Here is a 14,488-nt window from a genome sequence, read left to right as displayed (position 1 = left end):
GCGCCTATTACCACGAGCAATATTCCTGTTACCAAGATGAGACAAGAAATGAAAGCGTGCTTTTGCGGGCTGTTGTTTTTCATATGGTCACGTTCCTTTGTCAAATTCCGAGTTGTCGAATTGAGCATATTACATAAGCGAACGCTCTAACCTTACAGCTCGGTTTCCACCGCAAGCTGCTCCTGCTTTTCTTTTTCGTCAGCGATCTGGACATCAACATCTTCGCGCATCTTTTTCAGAAGTGCAAGGACTCGCTTGATTTGATCCTTGGTGTTTTCCACTCTGCTCTGTGCCTGGTTGATGTGATCCAGAACTGCCCAGTCTGCAAAGAGGCCATCAAAGAAGAAATCCGCAAATTTCAGAAAGCTGTCTACCGTGACCTGAAGGTCTGCAGTGATCTCGACATCGGAAAGTTCAGTTTTGAACCGCCGCAGTTCCACTTGAAGCTGTTCGATTTGTTCCTGAGCATCGTCCAGTTCTTCATACTTGGCAAGATCGGCCATCAAACCGCCGCCCATTACGTCCCATGTACTCCAGCCCTCGGCATTGTCGAGGGTTTCCAGAACTTCATTGACCGTATGCAGGGCAGTCTTTCCTGCGTTGATGGCCTCCAGCAGTTCCCGCTTTTGGACTTTCAGTGCTGCAATACGGCTTTCGCTTTCCGCAACTTGCTGTGCAGCCGGGTGGGCAGAGGCTTTGATGCTTTTGATTTTTTCGGAAAGAGCAGCTTGATACTGCCTTTCGCAATCGGACAGCCGTGCCAGTCTATTTTGAATCTGCCCCAAGTCGGCATCAACGGAAGAAAGGTCATGGAGAGCCGCATCGTACTTGACACGGGCTGCATAGGCTTCCTGACGTTCTTTGTCCAGCTTTTCATCCATTTTTCCAATCACTTGATAGAAAAATGCGGCAAGGCTGTGCCCCTCCAGACGGTCCACATCAGCCTGTTCTGCCAGCTTGGATTTTTCCAGCTTTTTCAGACGATCAGCAAGCGTATCTCTCTGGGCAGTCAGTTCTTTCTGCTTTGCTTCACAGTTCTTCTTTTCTGAGACCTGCTGCCAAAGTTCTTTCAACGTAGAATCACTCATATGGAATGTCCTTTCCCGGCATTACAGTTCTTCGTTCAGAAGCTGGTTCAAAAAATGCTGCCGATTATTTACAAATGTTTTGGTGATAACGTAGCTGTCCGTATCTTCATACTGACAAGGATGAATCGTGCCATTGTCGAAGCTGAAAATTTCAGCATCAGGCATTCCGAGGAGAATGGGTGAATGTGATACGATAATGAATTGCGCCCCTTCTTGGGCACACCGATAAATGTTGATCAGCAACGTGAGCTGCCGCTGCGGAGATAGAGCTGCTTCCGGCTCATCAAAAATATAGACTCCATCTGCACCCATGTAGTCCTGCGCAATGGCGAGAAAACTTTCACCGTGTGATTTTTGGTGATAGCCTTTGGAGGGATGATCGTCATCGGAATAGTCGATTTCCTTGGTGGCTACATTATAGAAACTCTCTGCCCGGAGAAAATACCCGAACTTTGGTCTGCGATACCCCTTGGAAATCGTCATAGCCTCACATAGTTCCGAATGGGAGTTGTATGTGGAAAATGAATAGTTCTTCGTTCCACCCTCTGCGTTGAAGCCGTAAGCAACAGCGATTGCTTCCAGAAGCGTAGATTTTCCGCTTCCATTTTCGCCAACAAAGAACGTAATGGGCTTATGGAATGTAAAAGTGTCGATTCCGCTGATGGCAGGAATCTGACGAACATAATTGTATGGGCGCACTCTGTTCCAGTCGATGGTCAGCCCTTGGATAAACAGATCGTTCATACAGCACTCCTTACTATATAATGTAGGAGAACGATTAGTTCCGCTCAAACCCAAGATAGCGGGTGCCCTGAAAACTCAGCTTTCCAATGTCGCCCTCCACAAGCATTCCGTAGTCCGAACCATCTACTTCAAGTTCCATGCGGTCGCCGCTTTCCACCTGAAAAGTCACATAGTATGACGTGAACGTGCTGGTGTCGTATCCGTGCGCACCGGACACATCTCCGGCATTGGCACTACTGGAATGCGAAACATCGGTACGCTTTGCCACCACCGTTGCCGGAACGGTAAGCCGCGGCGAGTGGTTGTTTTTATTCCATGTGCGGAGATTTGAAATTAGGGCAAAGAAAAACATTCCCATAAAAAGCAGGAACAGGATTGGGAAAATGAAGCTGAATATAGCGTCAAACCATCCAAAAAACATTTTACTCCTCCAAAATTTCTTCCAGCAGGTTCTTTACGTCATCCAGAAAAGATTCTTCTCCAATGGTATTGATTTTGAAGAAGACCGCTTGACTGCCGCCTGCGGTAATTGCAGACAGCCGAATCGGGTTATCTCCATTCTGGAACATGGTCAGCGTCAGACTCAGGCGGTTGCCGCCCATCATGCTGTACCGTTCAAACACCCGGACACTGCACCGGGTATTGCCCTCTTTGAAATCGCTGCCTGCCTCTAAATCTGCCGACCAACTGCTGTCCGGGATCTCCTGTTCCAGCTTCCGGAGCAGCTGGTCAAAATTCTGATTCCGGATGGTCTTTTCAAAGATTGCCATAATGGTTCCTCCGTTCTGACAATTAAAAATCGGTCCCTTATTTTTGATACGAGCAGAGCCACAGGAAAATTGCGGAGAAATCGTTTGAAGAGAGGAATTTTGTCTAATTTGATTATAGCATATCTTTTGGAAGAATAAAATACTTTATGTACGCCGCCCGTAGGCGGCAATAATCAGTCCGGGGGAAATTCCAATTCGGCAAACTCTGCATCGGTCAGCAGTTTCAACTTTTCGATAACACCCTCCGACAGTTCCCGCAGGGCGGTTTCATCGGGCATCAGGTAGCACTGCATCAGCCGCAGTTCGTGGATAAGCCCCAGCCGGGTGCCGGAGTTGTAGAGCATCATCAGCATGAGCTCTTCGTGGTTAAAGTTCATGGGCATCCCTCGCTTTCCGGCAGACGGTTGGATTGCACTCCGGGGCATCGCACTTTTCCTTGAGATTCATCAGTACCGAATGGCGTTCCGGCTGCTTGTCCAGAAACCCCTGTAAATCTTTGAAGCCGATGCTGTCCACATAATGCACAGACACCTCGCCATTGCGTTTGAGTGCGATCACATCGCTGACCGACAGGCTGTGTCCCTCAAAATCCTGCGGACGGGAGAGGTTGAACATCTGAAATAGTTCTTCCAAAATCTCGTTGTTCGGCACATCCTGCCACATGGCGGGCAAATCAGCATAGTAGGTGACCTCATAATGCTCCGGGTCTGGCGTTTTGCCCCGACGATGCAGTTCCCGCATGGAAGCAAATCTTTCATTGAGGATTTTTTCGTCATGCCGCAGCTGCATCACCATATAAACATCGCACCCTGCGTTCAGAAACTTTTGCGGGATGTCCGTCATGGGTTCACCGTCAAAATTCTGGTTCCATTTTTGCTGCATCGTCCACCTCACAGTTCTGGCGCAGAACGTGCAGACGATTTTGGCGCAGACGTATCACTTGCCAGTTCTGCCAGCTTTTCCAGTGTGGAAGAGCGATGGTCTGCGCTCCGTTCCTCGGCTTCTGCAACTTTATCCATAACGGCATCGTAGTCCTGCAACAGCCGCCGGCCCTTTTCCATGTGGTGTGCTTCCAGAATCTGCTCACGGGCTTCCTGAATGGTCAGTTCCGGGGCATCCAACTGCCCGCCGTCCATCACAGAATAATCGCTGTGGTAGAGTGTGTAGTCCCATCCATCCTCACAGGACTGGATGGCAAGGTAGCCTTTGCCGCCCAGTTCCCATGCAGCCTGCTCGTCTTGTGTCTGAATTTCCGGGTAGAAGTCGGCATGGTTCCGTTCCATGACCTCGGCAAACTGGCAGATGTGGAACACATTGCCCAGACCGCCCATGTCAAAGTGATAATCATCCAGATGTTCCACCCGTGCCGTAAAACTGCGCCCATCCGGGTAATCCACCTGTACCACTCCGCCATCGGGAATGCGGTAGAGGTCATCATAGTGGCTGTTGATGAGACGAACATCCTTCGGCAGCGTTTCCGGCTCCCAGATGCGCCGCCTGCCGATGCCCGCCTGCGGGATGTTTTCGAGGATCTTTACGCTTTCCTGTTGGATGACCTTGCGGTCATCGTCCAAAAGTTCAAACAGATACCAGTTCCGGGCGGCAGAAATGGCGTTCCTGCCATCGGGCGGCAGGTTCTTTTCCGAGATCTGCCCGCTTTCCAGCGGCTCACCAGTTACCTTGTTGTAGGTGGCAAAGCCGACTCCTGCACCGTTTTCCCGGAGGTGGAGATAGCGTTCATCGTTGATAAGGTAGACCGCTTCTTTTTTCTGCTCCATCAGCAACCACCCTCAAATTCCAGAGAAAACTTGCTGCGGCCATCGGCTTCACAGGACAGCAGCACGGTGGCGTTGTAGGTCTTGCCCTTGGCGCTCTTGCAGTCCTTCAAGCGGACCCGACCATCCCGCAGCAGCTTGTCTGCCACATGGGCGTCCAGACGCTTGCCCAGACGCTTAAAGAACGCATTGTCCTTCCACAGCACGAAACGGCAAGGGTTGGATTCACAGAACCAGCCCTTTTCACGCTCCACAACGTTTGCACCGCAGTTGGGGCAGACACCAATGATTTTGTTTTTCATAAGTGCATTCGCTCCTTTTTTCATTTCCGTGTTCTTTACCAGTTCGGTAATCATCGTATTGATCTCAGTCATAAATTCACCCGGCTCCATTTCGCTGCGCTCAATACGCAGCAGCTTCGTTTCCCAATCGGCGGTCATTTCCGGGGATTGGATCTCTTCGGGCATCACAGTAATGAGGGCTTTGCCCTTGTCCGTGGGCAGAAGCACCTTGTTTTTCTTGGTGCCCTTGCGTTCCAGAAAACCCTTCTGCACCAGTTTTTCGATGGTGGCGGCTCTGGTTGCCGGGGTACCGATGCCCTGACGCTCCACGCCCTCCGGCATACTGTCCGCACTGGCGGTCTCCATAGCGTGCAGCAGGGTGTCCTCGGTAAAGTGCTTCGGCGGGGACGTTTGACCCTCCTTCAGCTCTGCGTTAAGGATGCCGCACTCGTTTTCTGCCGCATTGGGCAGGGCGGTGAGTTCCTGTTTTCGGTTCAGGATGTCGGCAAGCACCTTACGTTCCACCGCTTTCCAGCCTTCTTCCAGAACCTCCTTGCCCTTGGCGGTAAATTCCTCCCCGGCACATTCGGTGGTCAGCAGGGTTTCCAGATACCGGAAGGGCTTGCTGACTGCCATCAGCGTCCGGGCGATGATGAGCTTCAGAACGTTCTGCTCGCCTTTAGGCAGCGCTTCCAGATCGGCTTGCAGCATACTGCGGGTGGGCAGGATGGCGTGGTGGTCGGTGACTTTTTCCCGGTTGACGGTGCGCCGTGTCCGGGGCACAGCCTCGTCCACATCTTCTGGGGTAATGTCAAAAAAGCCTTCCAGTTCCTCGGTCAGCACCTCCAGCATTTCCTCGTCATCGTCGGTGATATAGCAGCTATCAGTCCGGGGATAAGTGGTAAGTTTCTTCTCATACAGGCTCTGCACATAGTCCAGCGTCTGCTGTGCGCTGTACCCCAGCAGGCGGTTGGCGTCCCGCTGAAGGGTGGTCAGGTCGTACAGCGGCGGCGGATTCTCGGATTTTTCCTTGCGGGTGATGCGCTGGATCGTTGCCACCATCTCCCTTCGACAGGCTTCCAGCAGGTTTTCTGCAACGGATTTTTCAGGAATGCGGCGGCTGGATGCCGTGCATCCGCTGGTCAGTTCCAGATCCACCGTGTAGAACTTTTCCGGCACAAAAGCGGCTATCGCAGCCTCCCGCACCACCGTCATGGCAAGCACCGGAGTCATGACCCGACCGACCGCTAAAGGTTGACCGTACAGACATGAAAAAAGCCGGGACGCATTGATGCCGACCATCCAGTCGGCACGTTCCCGGCAAAGTGCTGCGTTGTACAGCGCATCGTATTCAGTTGACGGTTTGAGATGGGCGAACCCCTCTCGGATGGCGTTTTCCTCCATGCTGGACAGCCACAGGCGGGAAAAGGGCTTTTTGCAGCCCGCTTGCTGGTAGACAAGGCGGAAGATTAGTTCGCCCTCACGCCCTGCATCCGTTGCACAGACAATGCTATCCACATCTGGGCGGTCCATCAGCTTTTGCAGGATACCAAACTGCTTTTTGGTGGACGCAGACACCAGATACTGCCACCTTTCCGGCAGGATGGGCAGATCTGCGATGCTCCACTTGACGTATTTGGCATCGTAGATATTGGGCGGAGCAAGCTCCACCAGATGACCCACGCACCAGCTTACCAGATAACCGTTGCCCTCAAGGTAGCCGTCCTGACGGTTGGTGGCACCGAGGACTTTGGCGTAGGACATGGCAACCGAGGGCTTTTCTGCTACAACTAGAATTGAAATAAGCGTTCCCTCCAATCTGTTTTCATTTGGATATGTACGGCGGCAAAATGCCGCCTTGAAATCAGATGGGTTCAGTGTCCTGCTCGTCCGGGGTTTCGTCCTCGTCCGGCACATCGGTAGGGATCTCAAAATCGCCCTTGTCCTCGGTGTAGTTTGCATCGGGGTCGAGGGCTTCTTTTTCGGCTTTTTTCTTCTGCATCTGCTGGTGATAGAAATAGAAGCCGCCACCTGCTGCCAGTGCAATCAGCACCACCACACCCAAAAAGCCGGATGCGATCTTTGTGACCTTGTTTTCCTTGGGCTGTTCCGTGCCGGATGCTGCCGCTTCTTCGGCGGCTTTTTTCGCTTCTTCCTCGGCTTTCAGCCTGTCCTGTTCCGCCTGCGCCGCTGCTTCTTTTTCAGCGGTGTAGGCATCGGCAGCATCTTCCTCCATCAGAGCCAGAAGGTCGGCTTCGTCCACAAGGTTCATAAAGTGAACGGTCTGCTGCCCCTTGGCGTTGCGGTCAATCACCAGATAGAAAGTCGCACCCGACTTCGACACCAGCGTAATGAACTGCTGACCGCTGCCATCGGAATAGTCGGTGTGGTAATCGTCCACCAGCGTCAAGTTGCCCTCCGGGGTCAGGGCACCGGTCTCCTCATCGGTCACGGTGACTACATCTTCTTCATCGGTGGTAGAAGTCAGGACGGGCTGTTCCACTTCCTCCACAGGCTCACCGCCATAGGCAAAAGCGGGAGCCGCCATGCCAGCGCACAGTGCCACCGATACCAGCAGTGCGCCCAGTTTCTTAATCTTCATCTGCATCCTCCTTCTCGAAAGTTGCACCCACGGCAGACAGCGCAGCAGGGTTCGGGGTGGTGGTGGCAGACTGCCGCAGCAGGGCGGCGAGCTGTTCCGGCGTGACCTTTGCCGTCCGCACCATCTCGTTGACCTCGGCAGAATCTTCCTCCTGAATGCGCCGCTCCAGGATCTCGATGCGATTGTTCAGCTTGATGCGGCGTTCTTTCTCTTTTGCCAGCATCGCCCGCAGTTTATCCGATTTTTCGCTCATAGTAACTTCTCCAATCATTTTGAAAGCCGTCCGAACCCGGCGAGATGCTTCTCCCAGTAGGACGAGTGAATGTTTGCGTACTTGATGGGGTCTCCGGCACTGACCATCATGCCGTTGCCGAGATAGATTCCAGTATGGCTCATGCCGGGGGTGTCATAGGTGCCTTTGAAGAAAACCAGATCACCGGGCTTTGCATCGGCTTCGGAGATGTGCTGGCTCTTGTTCCACAGACCGTTGGCGGTAGTGCGCCCTACATCGTAGCCGTTCTGGTTGTACACCCAGCAGACATAGCCGCTGCAATCAAAACCGGTTTCCGGGGTAGAGCCGCCCCACACATAGGGTGTGCCCACATACTTTTGCGCCTCCTTGTAGATGGCGGCAAATTCGCTGTCCGTCAGGGCTTCTGCCGGAACCTGATAATCAATACCGGGTGTGCCGGAGCCATCGGAGCCACCGGGCGACAGTCCGCCGTTGAACAGATACGGTCTGCCGCCCAAGGTGTCCTGAAAGATCTCGTAGCGTTTCCATTGGTCGTTGTCCAGTTCCTCCCGGATGACCACCTCCAAGCCACGGTTCACCAACTTGGTGTGGAAAATCTTGTACTCATACGGCACTTGGGTAGGAACAGGGATACCTGCCGGACTGATGACCCAGACCGTCTTATACCGAATCTGCACCTCCACCCATGTGGTCAGCTTGTACTGCTTTTTGAAGGTCTCCTTCAGCTTGCCCTGCACTTCCGACCGGGTGTAATCATCATACAGAGTGGTCAGGAATGAAGTGAGCTGCCACGGGTCGTGTTCAATGGGGTCAAGGTGGTACTGGTACTCGTTGTAGCCGGGGTGGTCGGTGGGGGTGCGCTTGATCTTTTTATCCAGTTCCTTTTCCAGCTTTTTGTAGTCCTGCTCTGCACCCCAGATGTCCCGATCCTCGGCAGAGTATATGGTCTGCCCGGACACCTGTGTGCCGCCCGAAAAGAGGATACCGCAGGAGGAAAAGCCCGACATCACCATGAGGACGAGCAAAAGAAAAACGCCCACAATCACCAGAACGTGTGCGTTGCCTTTTGCGGCATTCACCAGCCCCTTTACGGCGGTGCTGACGGCAGTTTTGCCCTTTTCTACCGCCTGTTCCACGCCGGACCGGGCAGCAGATGCACCGTTGGATGCCGCTTTGCCACCTGCGGTCTGCGCCGCCGTACCCGACCGGGCGGCAGCATAGTAGCTCTGCCGGATGTCTTGCTTCTGCCGCCATCGGGAAAGCCAGTTGGAACCGCCCTCGCCGGTGCCGGATGCGCCTGTATCTTGTGCCGCAGTTGGCTTCTGCACGGAAGATTTTGCGTTTCTGGCACCCTTCTTGCCCTGCATCTTGGCTTTCCTCTTGAGCTTCCGGGCATAGCGGCTCTTGGAAATATCCCGGACATTTCCTGCCGCCTTTTCGCCCTCGCTCAGCGCCTGCGTGCCCACATTGTCATCCTCGTACTGGTCAACTTCGTGATGCGCCGCAGACCGGGCGGCATGGGCAGCGTACATCTCTCGCTTCTGCGCCTTACTCAACCGGCTCAGTTCGTCCGGGGTCAGTTCCGCCTTGCCAAACCGCAGATGCTGTGCCTTTTCCGCAGCTTTATCTGCATCGGTTTTCAGCTTTTTCTTTTTGGGCACCGTCTGCTCTACCTTGGCTTTTTTCGGGGGAGAACGGGTCTTTTTGGTAGACGATTCCTCTTTGATGTTCAGTTTCGGTTCACTCATTTCTGCGCGCCCTCCGAGACTTCACCCAACTTGGTGGTCATAATGCGGTAGAGTTCCAGATCGGTGGGGAAACGGTCCACAAACGGCAGAATGACATTACCGAAAAACAGCAGCCCTTCGCCCTCGCCGGAGTGGGTCACATAGGAAAGCTGATGAGGGCTGATGTTGAGCTGCTTTGCGAGAATCTGGCGGTCTCCCGCAGCCTGATTCAACATGATGATCATGTCGCTGTTCTCGAAAATATTCTCGACCTCACGAGAAGAAAGAAGGTCTTTCACGTTCTGGGTCAGCCCTGTGGGAATACCGCCCCACTTGCGGAAACGCTTCCAGATCTCCACGGAATAAGCGGCGGTCTGCTCCTCTTTTAAGAGGAGGTGCATCTCATCCATATAATACCGGGTGGACTTGCCGCTGCTGCGGTTTGCCGTGACACGCCCCCACACCTGATCCTGCACGATGAGCATACCGAGTTTCTTCATCTGTTTGCCCAGTTCCTTGATGTCGTAGCAGACGATGCGGTTATTGACGTTCACGTTAGTGCGATGGTTGAACAGGTTCAGACTGCCCTTGACGTAGATTTCCAGAGCCGTGGCAACATGGTGGGCTTCTTTTTCCTCCTGCTGAAGCAGAGCGTTGTACAAGTCCTCAAGGATGGGCATATTCTCCGGGCAGGGGTTCGCAAAATATTTGCGGTAAATCAGATGCACACAGCGGTCAATGACGGTTTTTTCCACCGGCAGCAGACCTTCCTTGCCGCCCACCACCAGCTCACACAAAGAAAGAATAAAGTCGGCTTTCAGGGACAGCGGATTATCCTCCTCGGAGTAGTTGGCGTTGATGTCCATGGGGTTGACAAATTGGGTGCTGTTGGGGCTGATTTTGATGACCTGACCTTTCAGCCGGTTCACCAGCGGCGAGTATTCGCCTTCGGGATCATTGATAATAATATCATCGTCCGTCACCAGAAACGCATTGGCAATTTCACGCTTTGCCGAGAAACTTTTACCGGAGCCGGGAGTACCCAGAATCAAGCCATTCGGGTTTTTCAGCTTCTTGCGATCCACCATAATCAGGTTGTTGGACAGAGCATTCAGACCGTAGTACAGCGATTCTTTTCCGCTCTGGTACAATTCCTGCGTGGTAAAGGGGATGAAGATAGCCGTGCTGCTGGTGGTCAGTCCCCGCTGAATTTCGATCTGGCAGTCTGCCAGCGGCAGGCTGCTCATCAGACCCTGCTCCTGCTGGAAGTCCAGTCGGCACAGGTTGCAGTTGTGCTTCTGGGCAATACTGGATGCCTGAAAAACATTGTTTTCCAGTTCCTGTTCAGTCCTGCCGGTGTTCAGCACCAAAAAAGTGACGAGGAACATCCGCTCGTTCTGGCTCTGCAATTCTTTCAGCAGAGCCTTGGCATCCCTGCCGTAGGTCGCCAAATCCGACGGAATGATGTCAATATCATACCCGGCACGGATAGCTTTTTTCTGCTCCTCGATCTTGCTGCGGTCCAGTTCCGTGATGGTGCGCTTCACCGTCTTGATGGCACGGTTCTGGTCAACGGACTGGATGTGCATGGTAACGATCTGGCTGGAATCCATGTCCAGAAAATCCTTCAAAAGCTGGTCGCTGATGTCGGATGCCGTGATGCTCAGAAAGCTGACGGCGCAGAAGATACCGCCCATTTGGAAGGTGCGGCTGTTCTTGAAGGCAAAGGCGGTGGGCGCAATGGCATCCTTCGCGGAAAGCCCGCTTTTCACAAGGTCTTTCCAGTCAAAGTGAAACTTGGATGAGCCATCCATGTTGAACATATCATGCATGAGCTTCAGCCGCTGGACACCGTTCAGGGATTTTGCCTGCACCCCCAGCCGGTGGAAGTTATTCAGCAGGTCATTCTGGATGTGGTCGAGCCGGGGCTTGACCTGTGCCATGCTCTCGCCCTCCACACCAAAGGTGATGAATTTGGTCTTGGTCAGACCATTATTGCCCTTGGCAAGCTGCTGGCGCAGCATCTGGCTGTACTCCGCACGAACATCATCGAAACCGTCCTTCTGGAACGGAATGCGGATGCTCTTTTCAAACTCGGTGCTGTCGGTTGCCATGTTCACAAAGGACAATTCAAACTTAATGCTGGAATCGAAGAAGTTCAGAAAACTGCACCATTCCTCGAAAATGGCGGTCTTGTCCTCCTGCTGCGCCAACTGATAATTGATGTCCTGATACTGGATGGTGCGGGTGTAGTAGTTTGCTTTCACCCGGCAGGTGCCATCCTCAAACATCCGCTGCATGGGGATGGACTGCTGGGCGGTCCGGGGCACGGCGGGTTTCTGCGGTTTTTTCTTGCCGTCCTTACCGGTCTTTTTCCAAAACGGAATCATAGGTTGCGCCTCCCTTCATCAAAATCGCATAGTAGTTGTTGGTCTTGTAGGGGCGGATCTTCGGGCGGACAAACCGGGACTGCACATAGTACGACAGCAGCTTTTCCATGGGCTGACCGTTTTTCTCGTACATCCCAAGGAAGAACGCCGGCAGCATCACCGCCATCATACCGAGGGTGGCAGCAGTGTTGCCGCCGGAATCCCGGAGAACAAAAAACAGCGGCACTCCAATGAGAGCCGCTGTGCCAAAGCAGACAAGCTGCCGTTTGGTCAGGTTGAACGCGACCTTCGATTTCACTTTCGTCAGGTCACGGGGAACTGAAATATACGCAGCCAATAAAGCACCTCCTTTAGTGCGCTCCGAGGACGGATTTCGTCACCGAGCTGGTCTTGAACAGGCTGAAACAGAGCAGAACGGTGTAGCCCACAATGCTCCAAATGGAGTTGATGGCATCCCCGGAAATCGCTACGCTTTGGATCAGCACCGCATAAATGGCAACACAAATCAAGATCAGGAAGCCCTGAAAACCCAGTGCAAACAGGCATTTCAGGTAGTTCTGCCCCATGTGGCTCTGCTCGTGGTTGCCGAAGGTCGCCATGGGGATGGGCGCAAGGCTCACCATGCAGTAAATTTCAATCATTCTTCCGTAGACGATGACGAAAATAACGATGGACAGGATGCGCATGGTGATGCCAATGAAGAAGGACTGCAAAAACAGCCCGAACAGGGGACCAACGTCCATCTGCATCAGGCTGGATTGCAGCATGGACAAGCCAATGTCGTTGACACGGGTATTTCCGGCAATGATGCTGCTGGAATCGGATACCACCTTTTGGGTGACATCGAACACCGCCATCACGATGTCAAAAGTATTGCTGATGAGCCACACCGAAATAGCAGTCTTAAAAATCCAGCGCATGATGAGGGCAGGCTCAAACTGTGCCATATTGTTGTGCTGGGTAATCATCTCGATCAGTTCGTAACAGGCGATAAAGGTCAGGATGATGCCTGCAATGGGCAGCACCACGTTCCGGGACAGCGATTCGATCATGGCGAACACCCGTGGCTCAAAGCTGGAGGGCTTGGTGCCCACCTGCTGTGCGATGTTGCCCACTTGGGTGTTCACATCATCAAACAAGCCGGAGAGATTGGACATAATGCCTGCCGTCAGGATGCCTTTGATCCAGTCGGCAATGGCTTTGAGAACGGTTTCCATTCAGTCACCGTCCTTAGCTGAAATGGTTGATAAGGGTCTTGAGGAGATTCAGGAGAAAAATAATGTGGGTCAAAAACTGCATAATAGCACCGCCTTTCATGGATGGGTGGATAAAAACGCGGCTTGGAGCACGGACATTTAATAAAACTGCAAGCTGCAGAGGGCTTTCCGCTGCTGCTCAAGCCGCCGTATGGAACAATGCCCTCATTTCATCTATCATTTTTGATTGATGAATGATAGATGAAATGATATGAGCAAACACAAAAAGTGTTCGACGGAAACAAAAAAGCCGACTGCTTTTCGGCAATCGGCAAATCATAATCAAAGCTATATAGCTGTTTTTATAAGTCGGCGAACAGGAACCTTATGATAAACATCAAGGATGCGTTTTTCTCCATTTCGCCAAAAGGGGTTCATATAATAACAATCGCATTCTTTACAATACCAAATGTATTCAGCCTCTCCGTTGATCTCTAATGTGAATGCCTTCATTTTTAGAAGCGGATGCCACGGGCAATGTTTCTGAAGCTTTTCTTTTTGACGATCAGCTTTGCAAAGTCCAAAAAGCTTACCACATTTTAGAGGGGGCGGATTAAACTTAAAACGACTATCAATGGGATTTTCTATATAATCATTGAAGTTTGATAATCCAAGTTGATTGAGAGGTCTATAATGAAGCCCTGCATTATGTTGATTTTTTGCCATTATAACAATCCTTTCTCAAGCAAGCATTTTGCCCTCCAGATAGGAGCAGCGGAGATAATCAGGATTGGTGTAGTATACGTTGGAATTGAAATCGGAGATCTCATCCGTGATAAACGACGAAAAAACATCCAGAATTGCCTGTGCTGCATCATCATCCTTCATGGTGGACAGCACCAGCCCCTGGTACAGCATTCCGATGGAGGTTGCAGAAGGAACCGTGTAGCGGCACTCTGCGGCGGTATCAAAATCCCCCTCCGGGATGTTGAGATCTTCAATCAGCTCATCCGAAACCTGCTCAAAGGACAGGCAATGGTTTACTTCTGCCAGCCGGAGCTGCCGTTCGATGTCGGCTTTTGTAAAGTGACGGATCACATCCTGCCGATGATTTTTGGTCTTGCGGGCAATGGTCTCAATCAGGCTGCAAACATAGAGAACATCATTTTTCTGCTTTTCGGTCATGGATGGGTTCACTCCTCTCAAAGGTCAGGCAGTGCAAAGCGTTTACGGTGTGAAAGCTGATCTGGTGTGTTGGATGCTTGAATTTCGCCAAGGCCCAAAATGCTTCACGGCTGATCTGCCCGGACGTAAATCCGTTGACGTAATCCCAAATGGTGTCGTCTGCCATGGGTCCCTCCACAATATCGTAGGGATGGGTTTCGCCTGCACGACATTTTGCAATGAAATCCAGCCATTCGTCCGACATTTCAGGGAAACGCAGGATTTTCAGGTCGGGATTTTCTACATAGCGGTAGACGTTCACAAGGCCGTCGGCAGAACGGCGGTCTGCCCAGCGGTAGGCTTGCTGATAGTTGTTCGTGCAGTAGAATCCCCAAGAAAAGTCCTTTGTATACCGTGTGATACGGATTTCGGGATAGACAACTTCTTCTTTACTGCCATGATACAATAAAATCTCGCTCATCTGCGTCACCTTCTGTA

General features: G+C 52.2%; 17 protein-coding genes. All 17 read right to left on the bottom strand.

Features of this window, described 5'->3' with window-relative positions:
* Positions 1 to 152 precede the first annotated feature (152 nt).
* Positions 153 to 1,088 (bottom strand): hypothetical protein, encoded by a 936-nt coding sequence (locus MTP36_RS03490; RefSeq protein ID WP_249253615.1) that lies wholly within the window; start codon positions 1,086 to 1,088, stop codon positions 153 to 155.
* Between the two features lie 21 nt (positions 1,089 to 1,109).
* Entirely contained in the window at positions 1,110 to 1,832 is a 723-nt protein-coding gene (locus MTP36_RS03485; protein ID WP_249253613.1) for an AAA family ATPase, read from the bottom strand.
* 34 nt (positions 1,833 to 1,866) lie between these two features.
* On the bottom strand, positions 1,867 to 2,253 hold the full coding sequence (locus MTP36_RS03480) for a DUF2500 domain-containing protein (protein ID WP_015565177.1): 387 nt from the start codon (positions 2,251 to 2,253) through the stop codon (positions 1,867 to 1,869).
* Between the two features lies 1 nt (position 2,254).
* Positions 2,255 to 2,602 (bottom strand): DUF6054 family protein, encoded by a 348-nt coding sequence (locus MTP36_RS03475; protein WP_249253611.1) that lies wholly within the window; start codon positions 2,600 to 2,602, stop codon positions 2,255 to 2,257.
* Between the two features lie 173 nt (positions 2,603 to 2,775).
* Complete coding sequence (locus tag MTP36_RS03470) at positions 2,776 to 2,979, bottom strand: transposon-transfer assisting family protein (protein ID WP_128117708.1); 204 nt, start codon at positions 2,977 to 2,979, stop codon at positions 2,776 to 2,778.
* Complete coding sequence (locus MTP36_RS03465) at positions 2,969 to 3,484, bottom strand: YodL domain-containing protein (protein ID WP_249253609.1); 516 nt, start codon at positions 3,482 to 3,484, stop codon at positions 2,969 to 2,971. The genes MTP36_RS03470 and MTP36_RS03465 overlap by 11 nt, the downstream gene beginning before the upstream one ends.
* A gap of 8 nt (positions 3,485 to 3,492) precedes the next feature.
* Positions 3,493 to 4,380, bottom strand: a complete 888-nt coding sequence (locus MTP36_RS03460) for an LPD16 domain-containing protein (protein ID WP_249253607.1) — start codon at positions 4,378 to 4,380, stop codon at positions 3,493 to 3,495.
* A complete protein-coding gene (locus MTP36_RS03455; RefSeq protein ID WP_249253605.1) occupies positions 4,380 to 6,422 on the bottom strand; it encodes a type IA DNA topoisomerase in 2,043 nt (680 codons plus the stop codon). Before MTP36_RS03455 ends, MTP36_RS03460 begins: the two co-directional genes overlap by 1 nt.
* A 100-nt stretch (positions 6,423 to 6,522) precedes the next feature.
* Positions 6,523 to 7,266, bottom strand: coding sequence for a DUF4366 domain-containing protein (locus tag MTP36_RS03450; protein WP_249253603.1), 744 nt, complete (start codon positions 7,264 to 7,266; stop codon positions 6,523 to 6,525).
* Entirely contained in the window at positions 7,250 to 7,513 is a 264-nt protein-coding gene (locus tag MTP36_RS03445) for a DUF4315 family protein (protein ID WP_097785686.1), read from the bottom strand. The genes MTP36_RS03450 and MTP36_RS03445 overlap by 17 nt, the downstream gene beginning before the upstream one ends.
* Positions 7,514 to 7,527: 14 nt before the next feature.
* On the bottom strand, positions 7,528 to 9,261 hold the full coding sequence (locus MTP36_RS03440) for a C40 family peptidase (protein ID WP_249253601.1): 1,734 nt from the start codon (positions 9,259 to 9,261) through the stop codon (positions 7,528 to 7,530).
* Positions 9,258 to 11,630 carry a VirB4-like conjugal transfer ATPase, CD1110 family gene (locus tag MTP36_RS03435; RefSeq protein ID WP_249253599.1) on the bottom strand — a complete coding sequence of 791 codons (2,373 nt, stop codon included), beginning with the start codon at positions 11,628 to 11,630 and terminating at the stop codon, positions 9,258 to 9,260. The genes MTP36_RS03440 and MTP36_RS03435 overlap by 4 nt, the downstream gene beginning before the upstream one ends.
* Positions 11,602 to 11,967, bottom strand: a complete 366-nt coding sequence (locus MTP36_RS03430) for a PrgI family protein (RefSeq protein ID WP_112146658.1) — start codon at positions 11,965 to 11,967, stop codon at positions 11,602 to 11,604. The genes MTP36_RS03435 and MTP36_RS03430 overlap by 29 nt, the downstream gene beginning before the upstream one ends.
* Before the next feature lie 13 nt (positions 11,968 to 11,980).
* A complete protein-coding gene (locus tag MTP36_RS03425) occupies positions 11,981 to 12,847 on the bottom strand; it encodes a VirB6/TrbL-like conjugal transfer protein, CD1112 family (RefSeq protein ID WP_117506353.1) in 867 nt (288 codons plus the stop codon).
* Between the two features lie 327 nt (positions 12,848 to 13,174).
* A complete protein-coding gene (locus MTP36_RS03420; RefSeq protein WP_133303651.1) occupies positions 13,175 to 13,552 on the bottom strand; it encodes a hypothetical protein in 378 nt (125 codons plus the stop codon).
* Positions 13,553 to 13,567: 15 nt separating this feature from the next.
* On the bottom strand, positions 13,568 to 14,011 hold the full coding sequence (locus MTP36_RS03415; RefSeq protein ID WP_112122232.1) for a hypothetical protein: 444 nt from the start codon (positions 14,009 to 14,011) through the stop codon (positions 13,568 to 13,570).
* The gene (locus MTP36_RS03410) at positions 13,989 to 14,471 is read right to left on the bottom strand and encodes a DUF3990 domain-containing protein (protein WP_005943070.1); all 483 of its coding nucleotides are present in this window, start codon (positions 14,469 to 14,471) and stop codon (positions 13,989 to 13,991) included. Before MTP36_RS03410 ends, MTP36_RS03415 begins: the two co-directional genes overlap by 23 nt.
* Between the last annotated feature and the right edge of the window lie 17 nt (positions 14,472 to 14,488).

Source organism: Faecalibacterium sp. I4-1-79 (genome assembly GCF_023347235.1).
Taxonomy (GTDB): Bacteria; Bacillota; Clostridia; order Oscillospirales; family Ruminococcaceae; genus Faecalibacterium; species Faecalibacterium tardum.
Note: the sequence above shows the minus strand (reverse complement) of the source record. Positions and strands in the feature narration are given on the sequence as shown.

Excerpts from the sequence above, each read along its gene's own strand:
- MTP36_RS03480 (WP_015565177.1), bottom strand. The coding sequence starts at position 2,253 with ATGTTTTTTGGATGGTTTGACGCTATATTCAGCTTCATTTTCCCAATC.
- MTP36_RS03490 (WP_249253615.1), bottom strand. The coding sequence starts at position 1,088 with ATGAGTGATTCTACGTTGAAAGAACTTTGGCAGCAGGTCTCAGAAAAG.
- MTP36_RS03435 (WP_249253599.1), bottom strand. The coding sequence starts at position 11,630 with ATGATTCCGTTTTGGAAAAAGACCGGTAAGGACGGCAAGAAAAAACCG.
- MTP36_RS03450 (WP_249253603.1), bottom strand. The coding sequence starts at position 7,266 with ATGCAGATGAAGATTAAGAAACTGGGCGCACTGCTGGTATCGGTGGCA.
- MTP36_RS03420 (WP_133303651.1), bottom strand. The coding sequence starts at position 13,552 with ATGGCAAAAAATCAACATAATGCAGGGCTTCATTATAGACCTCTCAAT.
- MTP36_RS03445 (WP_097785686.1), bottom strand. The coding sequence starts at position 7,513 with ATGAGCGAAAAATCGGATAAACTGCGGGCGATGCTGGCAAAAGAGAAA.
- MTP36_RS03455 (WP_249253605.1), bottom strand. The coding sequence starts at position 6,422 with ATGTCCTACGCCAAAGTCCTCGGTGCCACCAACCGTCAGGACGGCTAC.
- MTP36_RS03410 (WP_005943070.1), bottom strand. The coding sequence starts at position 14,471 with ATGAGCGAGATTTTATTGTATCATGGCAGTAAAGAAGAAGTTGTCTAT.
- MTP36_RS03485 (WP_249253613.1), bottom strand. The coding sequence starts at position 1,832 with ATGAACGATCTGTTTATCCAAGGGCTGACCATCGACTGGAACAGAGTG.
- MTP36_RS03415 (WP_112122232.1), bottom strand. The coding sequence starts at position 14,011 with ATGACCGAAAAGCAGAAAAATGATGTTCTCTATGTTTGCAGCCTGATT.
- MTP36_RS03465 (WP_249253609.1), bottom strand. The coding sequence starts at position 3,484 with ATGCAGCAAAAATGGAACCAGAATTTTGACGGTGAACCCATGACGGAC.
- MTP36_RS03460 (WP_249253607.1), bottom strand. The coding sequence starts at position 4,380 with ATGGAGCAGAAAAAAGAAGCGGTCTACCTTATCAACGATGAACGCTAT.
- MTP36_RS03425 (WP_117506353.1), bottom strand. The coding sequence starts at position 12,847 with ATGGAAACCGTTCTCAAAGCCATTGCCGACTGGATCAAAGGCATCCTG.
- MTP36_RS03475 (WP_249253611.1), bottom strand. The coding sequence starts at position 2,602 with ATGGCAATCTTTGAAAAGACCATCCGGAATCAGAATTTTGACCAGCTG.
- MTP36_RS03470 (WP_128117708.1), bottom strand. The coding sequence starts at position 2,979 with ATGAACTTTAACCACGAAGAGCTCATGCTGATGATGCTCTACAACTCC.
- MTP36_RS03440 (WP_249253601.1), bottom strand. The coding sequence starts at position 9,261 with ATGAGTGAACCGAAACTGAACATCAAAGAGGAATCGTCTACCAAAAAG.